The 19,527-nt window shown below is 67.9% G+C and carries 21 protein-coding genes and 1 tRNA gene; 5 read left to right on the top strand and 17 right to left on the bottom strand.

Features of this window, described 5'->3' with window-relative positions; translation table 11 throughout:
- Positions 1 to 27 precede the first annotated feature (27 nt).
- The 4 genes from ABFS34_09400 to ABFS34_09385 all read right to left on the bottom strand — a co-directional run bounded on the left by ABFS34_09400 (position 28) and on the right by ABFS34_09385 (position 2,389).
- Positions 28 to 618 carry a hypothetical protein gene (locus ABFS34_09400; GenBank protein ID MEN8375650.1) on the bottom strand — a complete coding sequence of 197 codons (591 nt, stop codon included), beginning with the start codon at positions 616 to 618 and terminating at the stop codon, positions 28 to 30.
- Between the two features lie 83 nt (positions 619 to 701).
- A complete protein-coding gene (locus ABFS34_09395; GenBank protein MEN8375649.1) occupies positions 702 to 1,055 on the bottom strand; it encodes a DsrE family protein in 354 nt (117 codons plus the stop codon).
- 29 nt (positions 1,056 to 1,084) lie between these two features.
- Positions 1,085 to 1,765, bottom strand: coding sequence for a metalloregulator ArsR/SmtB family transcription factor (locus ABFS34_09390; protein ID MEN8375648.1), 681 nt, complete (start codon positions 1,763 to 1,765; stop codon positions 1,085 to 1,087).
- Between the two features lie 105 nt (positions 1,766 to 1,870).
- A complete protein-coding gene (locus ABFS34_09385) occupies positions 1,871 to 2,389 on the bottom strand; it encodes a 2,4'-dihydroxyacetophenone dioxygenase family protein (protein ID MEN8375647.1) in 519 nt (172 codons plus the stop codon).
- A 237-nt stretch (positions 2,390 to 2,626) separates the two neighbouring features.
- Between ABFS34_09385 and ABFS34_09380 the strand changes: the two genes are divergently transcribed.
- The 5 genes from ABFS34_09380 to ABFS34_09360 all read left to right on the top strand — a co-directional run bounded on the left by ABFS34_09380 (position 2,627) and on the right by ABFS34_09360 (position 7,781).
- Positions 2,627 to 3,052 carry a lipocalin-like domain-containing protein gene (locus tag ABFS34_09380; protein ID MEN8375646.1) on the top strand — a complete coding sequence of 142 codons (426 nt, stop codon included), beginning with the start codon at positions 2,627 to 2,629 and terminating at the stop codon, positions 3,050 to 3,052.
- A gap of 1,502 nt (positions 3,053 to 4,554) precedes the next feature.
- Positions 4,555 to 5,034 (top strand): hypothetical protein, encoded by a 480-nt coding sequence (locus ABFS34_09375; GenBank protein MEN8375645.1) that lies wholly within the window; start codon positions 4,555 to 4,557, stop codon positions 5,032 to 5,034.
- Between the two features lie 14 nt (positions 5,035 to 5,048).
- Positions 5,049 to 5,534, top strand: a complete 486-nt coding sequence (locus ABFS34_09370; protein ID MEN8375644.1) for a hypothetical protein — start codon at positions 5,049 to 5,051, stop codon at positions 5,532 to 5,534.
- Between the two features lie 187 nt (positions 5,535 to 5,721).
- On the top strand, positions 5,722 to 5,943 hold the full coding sequence (locus ABFS34_09365; GenBank protein MEN8375643.1) for a hypothetical protein: 222 nt from the start codon (positions 5,722 to 5,724) through the stop codon (positions 5,941 to 5,943).
- 1,013 nt (positions 5,944 to 6,956) lie between these two features.
- Positions 6,957 to 7,781, top strand: coding sequence for a site-specific integrase (locus ABFS34_09360; GenBank protein ID MEN8375642.1), 825 nt, complete (start codon positions 6,957 to 6,959; stop codon positions 7,779 to 7,781).
- 77 nt (positions 7,782 to 7,858) lie between these two features.
- Here ABFS34_09360 and ABFS34_09355 read toward each other — a convergent pair.
- From ABFS34_09355 to ABFS34_09295, 13 genes are all read right to left on the bottom strand, one after another.
- Positions 7,859 to 7,931: transfer RNA gene (locus tag ABFS34_09355), tRNA-Lys, on the bottom strand.
- 119 nt (positions 7,932 to 8,050) lie between these two features.
- Positions 8,051 to 8,482: a hypothetical protein gene (locus ABFS34_09350; GenBank protein ID MEN8375641.1), complete on the bottom strand. Its 432-nt coding sequence runs from the start codon at positions 8,480 to 8,482 to the stop codon at positions 8,051 to 8,053.
- The gene (locus ABFS34_09345; protein ID MEN8375640.1) at positions 8,479 to 9,180 is read right to left on the bottom strand and encodes a ribonuclease HII; all 702 of its coding nucleotides are present in this window, start codon (positions 9,178 to 9,180) and stop codon (positions 8,479 to 8,481) included. The genes ABFS34_09350 and ABFS34_09345 overlap by 4 nt, the downstream gene beginning before the upstream one ends.
- Before the next feature lie 113 nt (positions 9,181 to 9,293).
- Positions 9,294 to 9,635 carry a 50S ribosomal protein L19 gene (gene rplS / locus ABFS34_09340; GenBank protein ID MEN8375639.1) on the bottom strand — a complete coding sequence of 114 codons (342 nt, stop codon included), beginning with the start codon at positions 9,633 to 9,635 and terminating at the stop codon, positions 9,294 to 9,296.
- Positions 9,636 to 9,683: 48 nt separating this feature from the next.
- On the bottom strand, positions 9,684 to 10,409 hold the full coding sequence (trmD, locus tag ABFS34_09335; protein MEN8375638.1) for a tRNA (guanosine(37)-N1)-methyltransferase TrmD: 726 nt from the start codon (positions 10,407 to 10,409) through the stop codon (positions 9,684 to 9,686).
- A 29-nt stretch (positions 10,410 to 10,438) separates the two neighbouring features.
- Entirely contained in the window at positions 10,439 to 10,972 is a 534-nt protein-coding gene (gene rimM / locus ABFS34_09330) for a ribosome maturation factor RimM (GenBank protein ID MEN8375637.1), read from the bottom strand.
- The gene (gene rpsP, locus ABFS34_09325) at positions 10,969 to 11,919 is read right to left on the bottom strand and encodes a 30S ribosomal protein S16 (protein ID MEN8375636.1); all 951 of its coding nucleotides are present in this window, start codon (positions 11,917 to 11,919) and stop codon (positions 10,969 to 10,971) included. The genes rimM and rpsP overlap by 4 nt, the downstream gene beginning before the upstream one ends.
- A 9-nt stretch (positions 11,920 to 11,928) precedes the next feature.
- Entirely contained in the window at positions 11,929 to 13,287 is a 1,359-nt protein-coding gene (ffh, locus tag ABFS34_09320; GenBank protein MEN8375635.1) for a signal recognition particle protein, read from the bottom strand.
- 142 nt (positions 13,288 to 13,429) lie between these two features.
- Positions 13,430 to 14,710 carry an adenylosuccinate synthase gene (locus tag ABFS34_09315; GenBank protein MEN8375634.1) on the bottom strand — a complete coding sequence of 427 codons (1,281 nt, stop codon included), beginning with the start codon at positions 14,708 to 14,710 and terminating at the stop codon, positions 13,430 to 13,432.
- 44 nt (positions 14,711 to 14,754) lie between these two features.
- A complete protein-coding gene (locus ABFS34_09310) occupies positions 14,755 to 16,164 on the bottom strand; it encodes a M28 family peptidase (protein ID MEN8375633.1) in 1,410 nt (469 codons plus the stop codon).
- A gap of 11 nt (positions 16,165 to 16,175) precedes the next feature.
- Complete coding sequence (locus ABFS34_09305) at positions 16,176 to 17,099, bottom strand: dihydrodipicolinate synthase family protein (protein MEN8375632.1); 924 nt, start codon at positions 17,097 to 17,099, stop codon at positions 16,176 to 16,178.
- Positions 17,096 to 18,160 carry a type IV pilus twitching motility protein PilT gene (locus ABFS34_09300; GenBank protein ID MEN8375631.1) on the bottom strand — a complete coding sequence of 355 codons (1,065 nt, stop codon included), beginning with the start codon at positions 18,158 to 18,160 and terminating at the stop codon, positions 17,096 to 17,098. Before ABFS34_09300 ends, ABFS34_09305 begins: the two co-directional genes overlap by 4 nt.
- A 71-nt stretch (positions 18,161 to 18,231) precedes the next feature.
- Positions 18,232 to 19,257, bottom strand: coding sequence for a D-2-hydroxyacid dehydrogenase (locus tag ABFS34_09295; GenBank protein MEN8375630.1), 1,026 nt, complete (start codon positions 19,255 to 19,257; stop codon positions 18,232 to 18,234).
- Between the last annotated feature and the right edge of the window lie 270 nt (positions 19,258 to 19,527).

The raw sequence follows: 19,527 nt of genomic DNA, 5'->3' as shown, positions 1-19,527 counted from the left end.
CACTCGGCCTCCGGCTTCAGGAACCGGTCAAACCCAGCCGAAACGAACGAGCGATTTGTTGACTCGCCAGGTGAACAGCGCCGCGATCGCGATGAGAGCACTGGTCAGGCCCACACTGAACCTTACATAGACTTGCAGCCCGAGGATGATCGTCACGATAACGAGAAACAGACAGACCGTGGCCAGTCGTTTCCGCAAAGCCCTCAACGGCTTCACTCGTGCCGGCAGATCGTCAGGCACGGGCGCACCGGGCTGCGCCTCCGCCAGGATGCCGTCGATACTCGGCTGCAGGCGCAGATGCACGAACGAGAGCAGTCCCATCAGGACGAAGAGCAATAGCGTCTTGGCCATCAGCACCCAGCTGCTCCACAGCGCCGTGATGCCCAGCGGGCCTACCAGGAGCAGCAGCACACCCGTGACCAGCACCGTTGCCTGAAACGCGAAACAGCGGGTTGCCCCGCGCCGAATGATGTTCTCCATGTACCGGTCCGCGTCATAGCTGAACGACGACCCCAACTGGGCGCGCTCGTTGACAACTATGAGGTTGAACAATGGCACCGACATGAAGACGAATGCCAACACGTGCAGGACTCTCAGAACTGGATAGAGGCTCTCCATAATAGGCTCCGTTGCTTCCGGTCGATCGAAAACGCGTCATAAATCGGGGCGGTCGAGATCATCGACGGAGCCGACGCCGAGCATCAGAACACCGCTACGCGGTCTGCCCATAGGGTCCAATCGGTCATTACGTCTATCGTGCTGCGCCGACAATCAGCCGCGAGGTGGTCCTCGAGGATCCCGCGCGCGTCCATGCAAGAGCCACAGACGCCGATCTCGCCGTTGTGGAGGCTGACCGCCTTCAGCATGGACTCGATGTTGTAATAGCCCTTCGGGACGGTCTGCCCCCGATTGGCGCACGACACGCCGTCACCTATGAGGAACACACGAACTTGCTCGCCCTCTCGCTTGGCGAGCTCGCCGGCAAGACGTAGCCCGTTGTAGCTCCGTTCGGTCCCGTACGGCGGATCGTTCAGAATCACCAGCGTCTTGCCCATATGCCGTTCTCTCCGACCGTTCTATGCGCCTACCGTACCTTCTCCCCAAAGGCCACCTCGAACCCTCGCGCTCTCCACTCCGGGACACCGTCTTCCAGCCGAACAGCGGAGAAGCCGTGCGCGCGCAACGTCTCGACCGCTTCGACGGCCAGGACGCAGTACGGACCACGGCAGTACGCAACGATGTCGCGATTCCTTGGCAGCTCGCCCAGGCGATCCTTCAGCTCCGCGAGAGGCACGGACAGGGAACCAGGGATGTGGCCGGCGCGGTATTCTTCGCGAGGGCGCACGTCGAGAACGGTCACCTCGCCCGAGCGCGCCCGCTCGACCAGGGCCGCTCGATCGACCGGCTCCATCGCCTCCCGCTGATCGAGGAACTCGCGCGTCACGCGCTCCACCTCGGCCAAGCGCAACTCCGCGAGCTCGCGAAGCGTGCGGTAGAACTCGCAGACCTCCTCGCCGGCCAGACGGTAGGTCACGTACAGACCATCCTTCTCGGACTCTACGAGGCGAGCGGCGCGCAAGACCTGGAGGTGCTGCGAGGTGTTGGCCGGGCTCTGCCCCGAGTAGTGGGCCAGCGCCTCCACGGTGCGGGGGCCCTGGCAGAGCAGGTCCAGCAGCTCGAGTCGGCGTGGACTCGCCATTGCCTTGCCGATACGGGCGAACTGCTGGTAGATGGAGTCCTTGTAACGACGGCCGGGAGTGACCATCCGAGTACTCGACTATTCAACGGGATACTTGATTGGTATACCGGTCTTCGCTCTTCGTCAAGAGTCCCGCGGTACCGCCGTCGAGTTTACAGCCGGGTGTTTACGTTAGCGGATCAGAGCGTCAAGCCGAGCCAAGTCCAGCCCCTGCTCGCGGCAGTGCTGTCGCGCGAGTTCTAGCAGCGTGAAGCCGTCTTCGTAGGCTACGAAATCGCCTGCATCGTCCACGTAGACGAGTGCGCCGCTCACAACGAAGAGGGTGATCATCGGCTCGGTGGCGTCCTCGGGTACGACCAACGTGTGTGCCTCGCCAGCGGGTTCGAAGATGAACGTCCCGGCGCTTGCGATCCAATCGTGCTCCAGATACCGCCAGGTCCCTTGGAGCGTATAGCCCTGTACGGTGCTGACATGGTAGTGCTTCGGCACGACGGTGCCCGGCAGGGCCTTGAGCACCGCCGTAAAGCCACCTGTCGTGACGTTGAAGTGACAGGGCTGAAACCAGGCGGTCTCGCCGTATGGTATCCAAAGGCGATCGTCATCGAAGTCGAGCGCGGTGATGAAGTGATCCCGCTGCCGGCCCACGGCATCGAGGCCATCATCGTAACCGGGAAATGCTGTGACGGGCATCGCTACCTCCGGGGTCAAGGGGCTGAGCGGACGCGCTTACCAATAGGCCGGGCCCGCTGAAGACCGTCAAGTTGTGGTGTAAGATGGGCCGGGCGGGGCCCGCGGTTCAGCAACAAACCGGCACTCCCCGTCCCGCCCTTGTTTGCGAAGACCAGCCGTAACATCGTTCGAGCATCGTGCGCGGCACCCGCCAACCGCCCCCACTCTTACTAACCTGCACAAGGTGGGAGGAGTCACATGCGAAAACTCACGGTTTCCGTCGGTGTGTTGCTCATCGCGGGACTCGCCGCGGGTCATAGACCGGCTCCGACGTCCCTGCAAGGACCCCTGGAGGGTGCTTGGCAGTCGGTTGGGCAGCCGGGCCTCGTCACGTTCACCGAAGGGCATTACAGCTGGATGAGCGTCGCGGAATCGCGCGAGCTTTTTGGTGACCCATCGAATCCGACCGATGCCGAGCAGCTCGCTGCGTGCAGTGGGCTCACAGCCAACTCCGGCACATATGAGGTCTCGGATTCAACCGTCAGGCTTCGTATCCTCGTGGCCAAGCATCCGAACGCAATGGCGATGAAGCAGGTCGCAACGTTCGCGTATTCGATCAAAGCGGATACGCTGAAGGTGAACTTCGGCGGCCCCGCCAAGTACACCTTTGTCCGGCTGGACTAGTCGCTGGGATCAGGGCTGATCGTGCTCGGACTTCTCTACGAAGCGGAGAATCCGGGCCGATCAAACGAGGGGTCAGGAAATGGCCCTCTAGCGCCGCGTTCGAATCCACCAGAGCCCAGGAGGTGAGCCTCCTGGGCGACCTCGTCGAGGGATCTCGAAGCCACGCGCGCGGATCTGCCTCGGGACATCTCCTCGACCGAGACGGCCCGGGCCCCGGGACCCGCCGCGGCTCCGCTCGGATCCGACGTTCGGCCTGGCGATGCGTCAGTCGATGGACCTTGAAGCGCTAGTGCTATTGGGCTATCGCTTGCTGGACGCCGAGATCGAGAGCGTCGTTCAGCTCCTTCTGGAGGAGGTCGGCGGTACGTAGGTGACCGGTGACACCGGTGGACCCCCCATGGCCGCCAATCCGCCCACAAGTCGTTGTCCTACAACGTGGGCCGGGCGGGGCTCGAACCCGCGACCGTTGGATTAAAAGGGCGTGCGATTGTGTTTCGGCCAGTCTCGTAACTTGTTGATTTGTAACTGTTTAGGGACCTGCCTGGATGCCGCTTTGGGACAGGCTGGAGTAAAAGTCCATTGCTCTGCCCTATGCCGTTATGTCGCAAGGACTTACGGGCGCGCATCGGCCGACCACTTTGCCTGTGCGTTGGCAGAAATCTGTCAAGCAGAGAGAACGTTGGACTAGAATGCGGACGGTTGCGGGTCGGGCCTTGCAGAATCCGGCGGGGGGCTTTCAGGCTTCCCCATCTTGGAGGCCCTGTAGGCTTGGCACTTAGGGCCGCATTCCCCGCCCGGAATGATCTCGATGCCTTCGGTGGAGCAATGGGATCTTCCGTAAGCGTCCGGTGGGAGACACTCGCCCGCAGGAATGGAATCGGTGGGGGCCACGCCTTCGGGCGGTCCCTTCCTCATCTGGATGTCAGTGGTGATTGGGATGATCTCCGGCGGTTCGGGCTCAGACTCGGGTGGGGGTTCGGAGATACAGCCAGCGACCAAGGCGAGGACGAATACCGCGAGGATCTTTCTCATGGGGAGAAAGCTAAAACACCGATGGGCCGGGAATCAATCGAGACGTTCCCGGACACAGAAACGCCCCTTAGCATCCCCGGCGCGGGCAATGGGTACCGCCACGGCAGGGAATACTAAGGGGCGAATTGGTTAAGAGGACTTCGCCTCGGAGGGCTGCTCCGCCTTTGGAGCTACCACGGGACCGCTCGGTGTTCGTATGTCCGGGGTGATGGAGTACAAGGACTGTGCAACCCGCCATAGTGGTCCTGGCGATGTTTTGGGGTATCGTGGTGATGGTCAAGGACTCGTTTGTGAATCCCGTCAAGAAGCGGCTGTAAGCAGGACACTTCACCCACATAGCAGCAACTTCCTACCCATGCACTGAGAGGTACCTTCCAATGCTTGACTGGATACCGCAGTTACACCCAAGAGCTTGGCTTACGAGCGCAGCACTCCTGCTGGCTCTGACAACCCTTGGGTGTGGAGAAGAGGTGGGCGCCCCTAACCACGAAATCCTGGCGCCTTCTGCACCTCAGCTTCAACTTACCGGGAGAAACGAGAGCGGCTATTGCGGCTCAGAGGGGATCACCTGTAATCCTCCGAACGGCTTGCAAGCGGACATGATTTGGGAACGCCTTGGGGCGATGTCGGGCGGTGGCTACGGGGGCGCGTGTCAGGATGTCATTCAGGCGATGGCCGATCAGATGTTGACCAACAACCTTATGATCTTCGATGACGCTGCCGACCCAACTCCTGGCGCAGTTGCGGCAGGAGAAGTAACCGGCGTCACCGATCCCGATGGCACGTCCGCGATTAGTGACGACGTATTCTTTGAGGGGTTCTCTGAGGTCGGCAACAACGTTGCCCATGAGGGAATCCACAGCGGACAGGCCATTGGCACCATACCTAGTGTGGGAAGTTTTAACGACAACGAAATCTATGCCCAAGGCGCCGAAACGGCCTGCTTCTAGGGGAGATTGGGAACATGATGAGAACGCTTCTAAGAACGACCGTACTGGCGGCCCTGGCCTTGGTTGTGCCTTCGCTCGCCGCGGGACAACAGGGGACTCCCGAGGAGTCTGCCCTGGTATTCGCTGCTGGGGACCTGGTGTCTAACGGTGCTCTTCCCGTGGGCGTGGATCGCTACATCCTCGCCGAGAACGCCGAGGGGTACACGCAGGTTGCCTACGGTACCATGTGGGATGACGCACCTTACGAGGGGCTCTTGGCCTCTGTAGGCGGCTCCAGGGCTCTACACGCGCTTAAGGAGTGCGTCAAGAGGTGTGAGACGGAGCTGGGCGGGATCGTGGGAGTAGGAGCATCCACCGTCGAGGGCAGCGATGCTGTCGTGGCCCTGGAGATCGCCTCTTTGGTCAACGGCAGGCTCTACGTCCGGTGGTATGATGTGCGTTTGGAGCGCGTTTCAGGGAAGTGGGTGGTGGTTGGACATGAGATGACGCTTCAGACCTAGATACAGGGGGCTGCCCTGGGCCTTGGGTGAAGTGACGCACCTGGGGCAGCCCTCTTCTCTCCGCTACTCACCAACCCCCTAACTCCTTACACCTTACACACTTACAGTAAGCAGTAAGTCCTTGACACACCCATCCCGCCGTGCCCACCGTGGGGACAGGATCACTCGAACCTCGGAGGATACGGACATGATCTCAGTGACGTTGGCGCGGGATGTGGAGGATGAGGCTAACTGGAATGCGGCCCTACTGCTCGGTGCAGCATGTCACTTGTGGGAGGGAGGCTTGCCCGTGCATGCGTTGTACGTACTGGATGAGCTAGTGCAGCCTCTAGAAAAGGTCGTCAGTGACAGCGTGCGCGATGAAATCGCGCAAGCGAAAGCGGATCTTGGCTTGCTTGATCGGGATTAAGTCTCGGACTAGGTGCGGGGACCGGGATCTCTTGGGATTCCCGGTCCCGGAGGAAATGCTGGAGGCGGCGCGGTGTGCGAGTTGGGGGAGGATGGTGTGGGCGAGTGGTAGAGCCTGCCTCAGAACCAGATCCAGGCGACCAATCCCCCTCCCAAAGCCCCACCGAAAGCCCCGCTGGCCCCTAGGACCGCTGCCGCCTGCCGCCCGAGCTTCAAACCGCTGATCGCACCCCCGACACCCCCACCGATTGCTCCCGCGGCAATGATAGCCCAACTGTACGGGAGAAACCGAACCAACACGAACGCCGCTGCCATGAGCAACGCCAGGAGCAGGAGAATCCGGGGGAAGGTGCCTTTCGCGATCATCATACTCCAGGAGCTAGTTGATCCGGGGCAGTCTGTCCCCGCCCTTGCTTACCTCAATCGGCGGACGCTCGGACTCCGCTTCCGGGGCCGGAGAGACGTAGACAGAATCCGGGTATTCCACCTGAGTCCGAAGCGTGTCCGACCTCGGCGCCTCCATGGTGATGTCGGTGTCGATCGGGATCAACTCGGGGGTCGGTTCCTCCGCCTCCCCACAAGCTACGGCGGTCGCTGCTAGTAGCAGTACGGCGAGAAGCTTTCTCATGGCTTGAACGGTTGTCCGGGCCACCCGTCCGCGTCAAGGATTCTGGCAAACTGCTTGACACAGAAATCCATTGGGCACAACGTAGTAACCCCCTTAACCTACGGAGTGCCCCGATGGCGAAAGTCTACCGACCCACCTGGACCCGAAACGGGAAGCGGCAACGCAGCCGAACATGGTACCTGGACTATTCGGTCCGGAAGAAGCGAGTCCGGGAATCGAGCGGAACTACAGTCAAGGCGGACGCGGAGGCGCTTCTTGCGCGCAAGGTCGCGGCTCTACGTCCCGGCGGCCCGCTCCCCTCGGAGTTACGGACCGTCTCCTTCTCTGACCTCGCCGAGTTGCTGCGGGAGGACCATCGGCGGAAGGGGAACCGGAGTCCGGTCCGGTTGAATCATCTCGAACCCTACTTCAACGGGTGGCGAGCCGTGGACATCGACACGGCCGCCGTCCAGGGATACATCCGGACCCGTGAGAAGGAAGGCGCGAAGGGTGGCACGATCAACCGCGAGCTCGCGGCGCTCCGTCGAGCCATGCGCCTCGGCCAGCGGGTCCGCATGGTGGACCACCTGCCTACCTTCGAGATGCTGCCGGAGAACGTCCGCGAGGGCTTCATCACCGAGGACCAGTTTGGCAGCCTGCTGACGGAGTTGCCGGACTACCTGCGCCCGTTGGTGGAGTTTCTGTACGTCACTGGATGGCGGGTAGGGGATGCGCTCTCGCGCACCTGGAAGGACGTGGACCTCGGGGATCCAGGTTGGGTCCGGATTGAGGGATCCGACACCAAGGAGAAGCGCGGCCGGCAATTCCCGATGATTCCCCGTCTGCGCTCCGTACTCGAAGCACAACAGGACAAGCGGGAGGACTTCGAGGCGAAGCTAGGGCGGAAGATCCCTCATGTGTTCTTCTACTACCGGACCCAAGGCGCCGCGCGAGCGGGCGCCCCTCTCGGGGATTGCCGACACGCGTGGCGGAGCGCCTGCGAGCGGGCGGAGGGGGTGCCGGAGGGTTTGTACATCCACGACCTCCGCCGGTCCGCCGCGCGGTCCTTCATTCGTGCCGGGATGTCGGAACGCAATGCGATGGCCCTCACGGGGCACCAAACCCCGAGCATCCTACGCCGCTACGACATCGTGTCCGAGTCGGACTTGTTGGAGTCCGGAGAGAAGCTATCCGCCTTCTTCGATGCCGGCGCCAAGCATGGCAAGCGCTAGACAGTTATGGCAGAAATCTGTCAAGCAACAGGCAAAGTGAGAAGCTCCGAAATCCCGTAACTTGTTGTCCTATAAGGTGGGCCGGGCGGGGCTCGAACCCGCGACCGTTGGATTAAAAGTCCACTGCTCTGCCAGCTGAGCTACCGGCCCACAAGAAGATAACGCCGCCGCGCGGCGGTCGAATAGTGCGCCGGGGAGCCCTCTGCGGCCCTCTCAGTGCGGGCGAGGGACCGGGGCGGCGCTTCCGCCGAACGCTGCCGAGTTCCGCACTAGGAGGCCTCGGGCTCCCGTCCCCTGAGGGCCGTGCGACGGCCGGCGAGAGCGCCCGCCGCGGCGAACGCCATCTGCGCCAGCAGCACGATCGCCACGGCGGTGGGTCCGAGCGTCTCCCAGCCGAAGTCGGCGAACAGGCCGCCCGCCACCAGGTTCAAGCCCGACCAGGCGACCAGCGACACGATGCCCATCGCCACGCCGTGCAGGATGGGCGCGCGCAGGGCCCCGAATCCGGCCACGAAGCCGCCCGCGAAGAACCCGACCGCGACGGCCACCAGGGCGGTCGCCATGCCCGCGCCCCCGCCGGCCCCCGGGCCGAACACCGCGGCCAGGACGAGTCCCACGAGCGAGCCCACCGCGACCGCGACCAGCCACCCGAAGACCACAAGGCTCGGACGTACGTTGTCGAGATGCTCCGTCTGCGTCATCGCACTCCCTCGCCGAATAGGTCCAGCCCGAGCTGCACCGGCTGGAAGCTGCGCCGGTGGTGCGGCGTGATGCCCAGCTCGTTGATGGCGGAGCGGTGCTCCGAGGTGGCGTAACCCACGTTTGTCTCCCAGCCGTAGCCCGGGTAGCGGGGCGCCAGGCGCCGCATCAGCCGGTCGCGGTAGACCTTGGCCAGGATCGACGCGCACGACACCGAGTGCACCAGCCTGTCGCCCTCCACCACCGGCGTGCACTCCGGCGCCAGGTCCGGTACGGCCAGCCCATCGACCACCACGTGCTCCGGCACGACGGCCAGCCGCCGCAGCGCCCGCCGCATGGCCAGGTGGCTGGCCCGCAGGATGTTGAGGCGGTCCACCTCGCGTGCGCTGGCGGCGCCCACCGCCCACGCGAGGGCGCGCTCCTGGATGCGCCCGGCCAGCCGCTCGCGGACCCCCGCGGTCAGCAGCTTGGAGTCGTCGACGCCACGCAGAATACGGCCGGGCGGCAAGATCACAGCGGCGGCGAACACGGGCCCGGCCAGAGGCCCCCGGCCCGCCTCGTCCACGCCGGCGACGCGCGTGAAGCCGCTCGCCCACAGCTCCCGCTCGAGCTTCAGGTAACCGCTGGGCCGGCGCCTGCGCTTGCGCTTCTTCACGGCGAGCGCTTCATGGCGCTGGAGGAGGGCGGCTTGCTGGGTCATGGCCGCCAACATACGCGAACGGCGCCGATCCGGCTCGTGGACCGGGTCGGCGCCGTGAGGGCCCACGAGCTTCGCCGCAAAACGGAGTCGGCCCGACCGGCCGACCCCGCGCGCTACCGCTTCTCGCGGATGCGCGCGGCCTTCCCCTGCAGCTGGCGCAGGTAGTACAGCTTGGCGCGCCGCACGCGGCCCCGGCGCACCACCTTGATGCTCTCCAGCGAGGGCGAGTGGAGCGGGAAGATGCGCTCAACGCCGACGCCGCTAGACACCTTGCGCACGGTGAAGGTCTCGCTGACGCCGCCGTTCTTGCGCGCGATGCAGACACCTTCGAAGGCCTGGAGGCGTTCCTTCTCGCCCTCGCGCACGCGCACGTTGACGCGCAGCGTGTCGCCCGGGGCGAAATCCGGAATGTCGTCCCGGATCTGCTCTCTGTGCACGTCTTGTAGAATGCCCATCTCAACCCCCTGCCGTGCAGGCATCGACGCGGACCTTGCCCGCGCGCTCTATCCGTCCGATTCCGCGGCCCCGTGGTCGTCTCCCGAGGGCGCGTCGGTCATGTGCTTCACCCAGAGGTCGGGCCGCCGCTCGCGCGTCAGCCGCTCCTCCTGCTCGCGGCGCCAAGCCTCGATCGCGGCGTGATCACCGGACCGCAAGACCTCGGGCACCTCCATGCCATGAAACGTTTGAGGCCTCGTGTACGATGGCGCGCCAAGCAGGCCGCCTTCGTAGAACGAGTCCCCGGCCGCCGACTCGTGCGCGCCCAGCGCGCCCGGCAGCAGCCGAACCACCGCGTCCACCACCGCCAGCGCGGCCAGCTCGCCGCCGCTGAGGACGAAGTCGCCCAGCGACAACTCCTCCGTGGCGAGGCCTTCCGCGACCCGCTGGTCCACGTCCTTGTAGTGGCCACACAGGAGCGTCAGCTCCGGCTCCAGCGACAGCCTGACCCCGTCTTCGTGCGCGAAGCGCCTGCCCCTGGGCGACAGCAGAATGATCGGCCCCTGCGGCGCGATCGACGCCACCGCCCGGAAGAACGGCTCGGGCTTCATCACCATGCCGCCGCCGCCCCCGTACGGGTAGTCATCCACCGTGCGGTGGCGGTCCGTCGTGTGGGCGCGCAGGTCCACCACGTCGTAGCGCGCCAGTCCGGCCTGGGCGACGCGCCCGGGAATGCTCGTTTCCAGCACCGCCCGGACCATGTCCGGGAAGATCGTGACCACGTGGATGTCCACCGATCTTCCCTCTTTCCGCCCTCGCCCGACTACAGGTCGAGGAGCCCTTCCGGCGGGTCGATCACCAGCCGGCCGTTCTCTACATCGATCTGCTGCACCATCTCCGCCACCAGCGGAATCAGGTGCGTCCGCTCCGCTCCCTCCACCTCGAGCAGGTCCGCGGTGGCGAGCTCGTAGACCTCGCGCACGCGCCCGACCGACGCTCCCTCGACCGTCTCCACGTTCAGGCCGAGGAGCTGGTGGTAGAACACCTCGCCCTCTTCCAGCGGCGGCAGATCCTCGCGCGGCATGGCCACATAACGGCCGGCCAGCGGCTCCACGGCCGTCCTGTCCTCCATGCCGCGCGGCTTGACCAGCATGCCGCGCTTGAAGGGTCGCACGCGCTCGATGACGACCCGCTCGCTCGCCTCGTCCGCGACTCCCTCCGAGTCCCCGAGCACCAGCTCGGCCCCGGGAACGAACACCGCCGCCGGATCGCCCGTCAGCGGCCAGAGGAACAGCTCCCCCTTGGTGCCGTGGGCCTTGTTCAGGTGGCCCACGATGAGCAGCGAGGGTTCGCTCACCCCTCCTTGTCTTCCTCGGGCTCGTCCGCGGAAGCCTCTGCCTCGGGAGCCTCTTCGGCTTCGACTTCGGGCGCCGCCTCAGCGACGGCCTCGGCCTCGGGCGCAGCCTCCTCCTCCACGGCAGCTTCGGCCTCGGGCGCAGCCTCCTCCTCGGCGGCAGCCTCGGCTTCGGGCGCCGCCTCTTCAGCAGCCGCTTCGGCCTCGGGAGCCTCTTCTACGGCAGCTTCGGCCTCGGGAGCCTCTTCTACGGCAGCCTCGGCCTCGGGAGCCTCTTCCTTGGCGGCGGGCTCGGCTTCGGGCGCAGCCTCCTCCTCGGCGGCAGCTTCGGCCTCGGGAGCCTCTTCCTCGGCGGCGGCTTCGGCTTCGGGCGCAGCCTCCTCCTCGGCGGCAGCCTCGGCTTCGGGCGCAGCCTCCTCCTCCACGGCAGCCTCGGCTGCGGGCGCCTCCTCAGTCGCGGCCTCCGCCTCAGGGGCCTCTTCTTCAGCGACGGCCTCGGGCGCAGCCTCCTCCTCGGCGGCGGCCTCGGCTTCGGGCGCAGATTCCGCCTCGGGCGCGGCCTCCGCGGCGACGGCGGCCTCGGCCACGATCGCCGCTTCCTCCGCCGGGGCCTTCTTCTTCTGCGCCTTCGGCGGCGCTATCCGTGTCTTCCGCGCTCCAGCGGGCGCCTCGGCGCCGTCGACCCCGTAGTAGCCCACGATCGAGTCGCCGCCGTTGCGCGCCTTGCGGATCAACGAGGCGACCGTGTCGGTCGGCTGGGCGCCCTTGCCCAGCCACTCGTCGGTCTTGTCGAGGTCCAGGCGCAGCTCCGCCGGGCTGGTGCGCGGATTGTAGAAGCCCACAGCCTCCAGGTAGTTGCCGTCCCGCGGGGCCGCGGAATCGGCGACGACGATGCGATAGCTGGGCTGCTTCTTCCGGCCAACGCGCCGGAGTCTGATTCGAACGGCCATGTCCCTCGCCTAGTTCATCGGCATGCCCGGGAACGATCCGGCGCCTCCAAGGAGACCGCCGCCCGCACCCCCGAGCCCCATGTTCTTCATCTGCTTCATGAGCTGCTGCATCTGCTTGAACTGCTTCATCAGGAGGTTGACCTCCTGCACCGTGCGGCCGGATCCCAGTGCGATCCGCTTGCGCCGCGATCCGTTCAGGATCTGCGGCCGGCGCCGCTCCTGGGGCGTCATCGACAGGATGATCGCCTCCACGTGCTTCAGCTTCTTGGGGTCGAGCTGGACGCCCTTGAGCGCCTTCCCCACCCCCGGGAGCATTCCCAGGATCGACTCCAGCGGGCCGAGCTTCTGCATCTGGCCCATCGCCACGAGGTAGTCGTCCAGGTCGAACTCGCCCTCGCGCTCGAACTTCTTCTGGAGCTTCTCCGTCTCGCTCTCGTCGAACGTCTGTTGCGCCCGCTCGACCAACCCGACCACGTCGCCCCGCTGCAGCAACCGGTCGGCCATGCGCGCCGGGTCGAACACGTCCAGGTCCTGCGGACGCTCGCCCACCCCGGCGAACTTGATCGGCACTCCGGTCGCGGCCCGGATCGACAGCGCCGCGCCGCCGCGTGCGTCTCCGTCCAGCTTCGTCAGCACGACGCCCGTCAGACCGAGCGCCTCGTGGAAGCCTTCGGCGATGCGAACCGCCTCCTGCCCGGTCATCGCGTCGGCCACCAGCAGCGTGTCCACCGGCTCGACCCGCTCCGCGACCCGCCGGAGCTCGTCCATGAGCTCCTCGTCGATCTGCAGCCGCCCGGCGCTGTCCAGGATCAGCACCCGGCAGCGCTCTGAGCGAGCCCGCTCCAGCGCGCGTTCTGCGAGCCCGGGCACGTCCTGCGTGTCGCGGTCCGAGAACACCGGCACGCCCACCTGCGCCGCGAGCGTCTCGAGCTGGTCTATCGCGGCCGGCCGGCGCACGTCGAGGGCCGCCAGCATCGGCTTGCGACCCTCCCGCTCGAGGCGGCGCGCCAGCTTGGTCGCCGTGGTGGTCTTGCCCGACCCCTGCAGCCCGACCAGCAGCACCACCGACGGCGGCACCGCCGCGATCGCCAGGCTCCCTCGCTCGCCACCGAGCAGCCGGATCAGCTCGTCGTGCACGATCTTCACGATCTGCTGCCCGGGCGACACCGACTTCAGCACCCGCTCCTCGAGCGCCCGCTCCTGCACCTGCGCCAGGAAATCCTTGGCCACCAAATAGTTGACGTCCGCCTCGAGCAGCGCGCGCCTTATTTCGCGCAGGCCTTCGCGGATCGTCGGTTCCGTCAGCAGGCCGCGCTGGCGGAAGCGTCCGAGTACCCCGTCGAGCTTTTCGCTGAGTTCCTCGAACATTGCCCCGCCTGTGTCGGCGAGCCGGAAACGCCGGTCCGCGAACGAGTCGCGCCTCGCGCGCGGGCCTCGCGCGCACGCGCAGCCCGCACGAGCGGAGCCGGGAATTATAGAAAGAGGAGGGCCTTAGCTCAAGATGCCGCGGCTAGACGCGAATTATCTGCTCTCGCTTGCTACCCACCGAAACGTACTCGATGTCCACGCCCACCAGCTCTTCGAGGCGATCCAGGAAGCGCCGCGCGTTGTCCGGCAGTTGGTCGCGGCTGCGCGCCTCGCTGGTGGGGGCCCGCCAGCCCGGGAGCGTCTCGTAGATCGGCTCGGCGCGAGCGAGGACATCCAAGTCGTCCGGAAACCCGTCCAGATCGGCGCCGTCCACGCGGTAGCTGCTGGCCACCCGCACCTCCTCCAGGGTGTCCAGCACGTCGAGCTTGGTGACCGCCAGCCCGGTGAGACCGTTCACGCGCGCGGCGAAACGGGCCACCACGGCGTCGAACCAGCCGCACCGGCGCGGCCGTCCGGTGGTCGCGCCGTACTCGCCGCCCAGCTCGCGCAGGCGCTCTCCCAGGTCACCGTCCAGCTCGGTGGGCAACGGCCCGCTGCCTACCCTGGTCGTGTACGCCTTCACCACGCCCAGGACCGAGTCGATGTAGGTGGGCCCGATGCCCACGCCGGTCGCCGCGCCGGCCGCCGTCGTGGTTGAGGACGTGACGTAGGGGTAAGTGCCGTGGTCGATGTCCAGCAGCGCACCCTGCGCGCCCTCCAGCAGGACGCGCTGGCCGGCCACGATGGCGGTGTGGATCTCGGCGCCCACGTCGGTAACCAGCGGCAGCACGCGCTCGGCGGCCGCGAGCACCGTGCCGGCCACCTCGTCGGGGTCCACGGGCTCCGCGCCGGCCGCGCGCAGGCGAACGTTGGCGCGCTCGGCGGCGGCGCAGATGCGCTCGCGCGCCTGGTCGCCGCGGCGCAGCTCCGCGAGGCGCACGCCGTGTCGCGACACCTTGTCCTCGTAGGCGGGTCCGATGCCCCGGCCCGTCGTGCCGATCTTGCCGGCGCCGCGCCCCGCCTCGCTCATGGCGTCCAGCCGCTTATGGTAGGACAGCAGGATGTGGGCGCGGCCGCTCAGGCCCACCTTGCCGGAAATCTCGATTCCGCGCGCGGACAGGGCGTCGGCTTCCTGGAGGAATTGCTCCAGGTCGAACACGACGCCGTTGCCCAGGAGACAGCGCGTGCCCTCGTGCAGGATCCCCGAGGGGATCTGGTGCAGGACGAATTCCTCGCCGCCCACGTGGACCGTGTGGCCGGCGTTCGCGCCGCCCTGGTAGCGCGCCACGATGTCCGCGCGCTCTGCCAAAACGTCCACGATCTTGCCCTTGCCCTCGTCGCCCCATTGGGCGCCGACGACAACCCTGCAGCGTTCAGTGCGCATGCGTTCGGTTCGCGTTCTTCTGCCGAGTGCCACCGAGCGGCGGCTCAGCCGTAATCGGAATCCTCTGCGAGCGGGAGCGGCGCCTCGGCCGGTCGGTGCGCGAACAGAGGGGTACGCTGGGGATCCGCCGCCGGCCGCAGGTCGCGAGCGCTGGGGTGTGCGCGGCCAGGCAGCAACGGGGGCGCGGGCGCCGGGGCGTGCGGATCCTCCAGAAGGTGCAACGCTCCTTCGATCAGCGCCACGATGGACGCCACGCCCCTCCCGTCGATCGTCTCCGCCCGGTCGGAGGGGCGGTGGATACGACCGAGCGCGCTGCGCGGCCCACGGGCTACCGTCAGCGACGGGACGCCGGCGTCGCTGTAGGCGGAGTGCTCCAGCAGGATGCCGCGCGGCGCGTCGTGCCGCTGGATGTCCAGCTCCAGCCCGGCGGCCGCCGTGAGCAGCGCCGCCGCCAGGTGAGGCGCCCGCCCGCGGCGAGGCAACCCGTAGCGCTCCACCACGTGGACCGGGCCGTCGTCGTCCAGCCCGTCGAGGTTGATGATGCCCACCAGCGGCGTCACCTCCGGAGCCGCGGCGCGCGCGCCCGCGAGTGCCAGCTCCTCGGCGTCGGTCACCAGGTAGCCGACGTCCTGCCTATCCCGGAGTCGCTCCGCCAGCGCGAGCAACGCCACCACTCCGGTGGCGTTGTCGAGCGCCCCGGGGGACTCGTTGCCCGCCCAGGAGAGCGCGACGAACGCGGCGGCCGCCGCCGTGACCCCGGCTACGACCCCCAGGAGCGCCGGCGGCGGGTTCCAGGACAGCGCCGGTCCCAGCAGCTCGCGCGCGGCGTCGAGCAGCGTGGCCGGGAGCCTGCCGTCCGCCCACGCCCCCAGCGCCGCCGCGGCTGCTCCGGCCGCGCCGTGGGCGGCCAGGAGCCCGAGCGTCGCCCAGCCGAGCGCGGCGAGCGCGGAGGCGCGCAGACGCGCGCCCGTGGAGGTGGGCTGCGACTTGGAGTCGCGGTGCGCGGCGATCAGGTAGCGGACCGTTCCCCCCGGCCGCGTGAACACCATGTTGCGCCCCTCCAGCCGGCCCCACGGCAGCCCGGAGGTCCACGCCGACGCCCGCCGCGCCGCGTACGCCGCCGCCGCGAGCGGGAGCAGCAGGGCCCCCGCGCTCAGGAACGGCCGGCCGCCCGCCAGCAGCCACGCGGAAGCCAGCGAGGCCGCCGCCAGGCCGGCGGCGAGCAGGGTCCAGCCGTAGCGTCCCGGCAGGCTGGAAAAAGCGAAGGGCAGGAGGCGGGTCTCGAACCCGAGCCGCTCGAAGCGGCGCCGGATCCAGCGCTCCACCCGATCGCCCGCCTCGGTCCCGGCGAGGCGCGGCACGGCGAGCGCGCGGACCGCGTCGCGCGCCGCGCGCGCGTCCGCCTGACCGGACGCCTTCAGGCGGGCCTTGAGCGACGCGATGCGCGGGTCCACCTCAGGCGAGGTCAGCCCGCCCGTACGGCGGGCCCGATCAAGTCCGCGGCGCGCAGGGCGTCCTCGATCTTCTTCGCCGTGCGCTCGTCCACGGGCAGAAGCGGCGGCCGCGGCGCGCCGCCGTACAAGCCCAGCATGTCGAGTCCGGCCTTGACCCCGCGGGCGCCGTAGGAGGCTACAACTGCCTTGTGGACCGGCCCGATGCGCGACTGGATGCGGCCCGCGCGGTGCGGCCTACCCTCGGCGAACTCCCGGACGATGCGCGCGCACTCGGCCGGCGCGAGCAGCCCCACCGCGCAGATGCCCCCGGCGGCGCCGAGCTCCAGCGCCGTGTAGAGGAGCGCCCCGCTGCCGACCAGGAGCCGAAAGTCGGCCGGCGCGACCTCCGTGAAGGCGGCGAATCGCTTCACGTCGCCCGATGAATCCTTGAGGCCGATGATGTTGGGGTGACGCGCGAGCTCGGCCACCAGGCCGGCCTCGAACTCGATGTGGGTGAAGCGCGGAAAGTGGTATAGCAGGACGGGTACCGGGCTCTCGTCCGCTATCGCGCGGTAGTGCGTGACCACGGCGCGCGCGTCCAGGGCGGGCGCGAAGAACACGGGCGGGTGCACGAGCACCGCCTCGGCGCCCGCCTCGCCCAGCGCCTTGGCGAGCCGGATCGCCGCGCGCGTCGAATCGGCTCCCGCCCCCGCTATCAGCACGCGGTCCGCCGGCACCACGTCGCGCGCGTACTCCATGAGCGCGAGCCGTTCGGATTCCTCCAGGAGCGGCGCTTCGCCGGTCGTGCCGAAGAGCACGACGCCGTTGAGCGGCTCCGACAACCAGGCGCGCAGGTTTTCGCGAAAGGGCACCGGCGCGACGTCGCCGGTGTGCGGATCGAACGGCGTCGTAACCGGGACGAGCACGCCCCCGATCCGGTGCGCCAGATCGCTCACGCGAACATCCGCATCTTCAGCTCGAAGTCGCCCGGGTTGGAGGCAGCCGCCTTGGCCACCTCGTAGGACACCGTCTCCTCGCGCACCAGGTCCATCAGGTGCTGGTCGAAGGTCTGCGAGCCGTACTGCTCGCGGCCGTCCGCCATGAGGTCGAAGATCTCGTCCACGCGCTCTGCCTCCAGCAGGACGTCCTTCACCGTGCCGGTGCCGAGCATGACCTCCACGGCCGCGGTGCGCCCGCCGCTTTCCTTGCGCGGGAGAAGCCGCTGGCTGATCACCGCGACGATGGTTTCCGCGAAGCGGACGCGCACCATCTCCTGCTCCTCCGGCGGGAACACAGCCACGATCCGGGACACCGTGCGCACGGCGTTCTGGGTGTGCAGGGTGGACAGCACCAGGTGCCCCGTTTCGGCCGCCTTCAGCGCCGTGTCGATGGTCTCGGTGTCGCGCATCTCGCCGACCAGAATGACGTCGGGGTCCTCGCGCAGCGCGGCGCGCAAACCCACCGCGAACGACGCGGTATCGCCGCCCACCTCGCGCTGCGTAATCGACGCCTTTCTGTCCCGGTGCAGGAACTCGATGGGGTCCTCCAGCGTGATCACGTGGCGGTGGCTGGTGGCGTTGATGTGGTCGATCATAGCCGCCAGGCTGGTGCTCTTGCCGGACCCGGTGATGCCCGTGACCAACACCAGGCCGCGTTCGGCCTCCGCGATGGTGCGCAGGACGGCGGGGAGTCCCAGGTCGTCCAGCGTGGGGACCTCCACGGGGATCACGCGCATGACCACCATGAAGGTGCCGCGCTGGCGCAGGACGTTGACGCGAAAGCGACCCACGCCGGGCGCCGCCCAGGAGCAGTCGTAGTCCTTGATCTGGTCCAGCGTCTCCCTCGCCTCCGGATCGGCGATGAGCTGGCTGGCGATCTGGCGCGTCTGATCGGGCGACAGCCGCTGCTTGGTGAGCGGCTGGAGGACCCCGTTTACGCGGGCACGGACGACGTCACCTGCCTTCAGGTGGATGTCCGAGGCTCCCCTCTGGACGGCTGCTTTGACGATCTCGATCATCGGTCTCGGTTCGGGTAGGAATGCGGCGCGGGCGAAGGTAACACGGACGAAGGCGGTTGAAGAAGAGGCGCTCAGTAGCCCGCATCGACGTCGACTACGTTGCGCAGCGGAGCGCCGCTCTCCCAGCGCTCGAAATTGTCCAGGATCAGCGCAACCTCACGGTCCCAGTAGCGCGGCGTGATGGCCGAAACGTGCGGCGTGACGAGCATATTTGGGGCGTTCCAGAGCGGGTGATCGGGCGGCAGCGGCTCGGCAGCGAATACGTCCGATGCAGCCCCCCGCAGCCGTCCGGCCCGCAGCGCCTCGGCCAGCGCGGCCTCGTCCACCAGGCGCCCGCGCGCGACGTTGATCAGCACCGCGGATGGCCGCATCAGCGCCAGAGCCGCCCGGTCGATGAGGGAGCGGGTCGCGCCGGTTTCGGGGACGCACAAGACGACGTAGTCGCTCTCGCGCAGAATCCGGCGCAGGCCCTCCGGGCCGGTGAGGACTTCCGCCACCCCGTCCGCGTCCGCTTGCCGCCGCCGCAGCCCCAGCACGCGAGCGCCCAGCGCTGCGGCCCTGCGGCCCACCCCCGCGCCGATGCCGCCGTAGCCCACGATACCGACCGTCGAGCCAGCCACTTCGCGCACCGGCCCCGGAGCCGCGTCGAAGGGCTCGCGATCCCAGCGCCCGCCCGCCTGACCGCGCACGGCCACGTCCAGGCCGCGCGCGAAGTGCAGCATCATGGCGATGGCCGTCTCGGCCACCGGCGGTCCGTGCGTGCCCGCCGAGTTGGTCAGCACCACGTCTCTGCCGCGCAACGCCTCGATCACCGCCGGCGAGACCCCGGCGCTCCCGGAGTGGACCCAGCGCAGGTCGCTCCCTGCGCGGATCACGTCGATCGGCACGCCCGCGCCCAGGTAGACGTGAGCCCCCAGAACGGCCTCGAGCGCTTGCGGCGAGGCGGCCGCGCCGCCGTCTCCGCTGCCGTCGGTGAGCGCGTCCACGAAGCGAAGCCGCCAGCCGTCGGGCACACCGTTCCGCAGGGCGGCGGCGGCGGCCTCGGGCAGCGTCCAGATCGGGCGCCGGTCCTGGAAATCGACGACCGCGAAGGGCACGGCCTAGTGTGCCGGCGCGGAAGTCCCGTGTGCACCGAGGCGCGTGATGCGCCCGCGGGGCAAGGCGGAACGACGCGTCGTAGCCGTCGCTACGGCAAGGAGTTCGAACGCCGCATCCGCGGGATGCAGCGCGAGCCGAATGCCTACGGGACTTCTGCAACGGTACACTAGGTGTGCCGGCGCGGAAGTCCCGTGTGCACCGAGGCGCGTGATGCGCCCGCGGGGCAAGGCGGAACGACGCGTCGTAGCCGTCGCTACGGCAAGGAGTTC

This window comes from Gemmatimonadota bacterium, assembly GCA_039715185.1.
Lineage (GTDB): Bacteria > Gemmatimonadota > Gemmatimonadetes > Longimicrobiales > RSA9 > DATHRK01.
The sequence above is the reverse complement of the archived record's forward strand: the minus strand, read 5'-3'. Positions and strand labels throughout refer to the sequence as shown.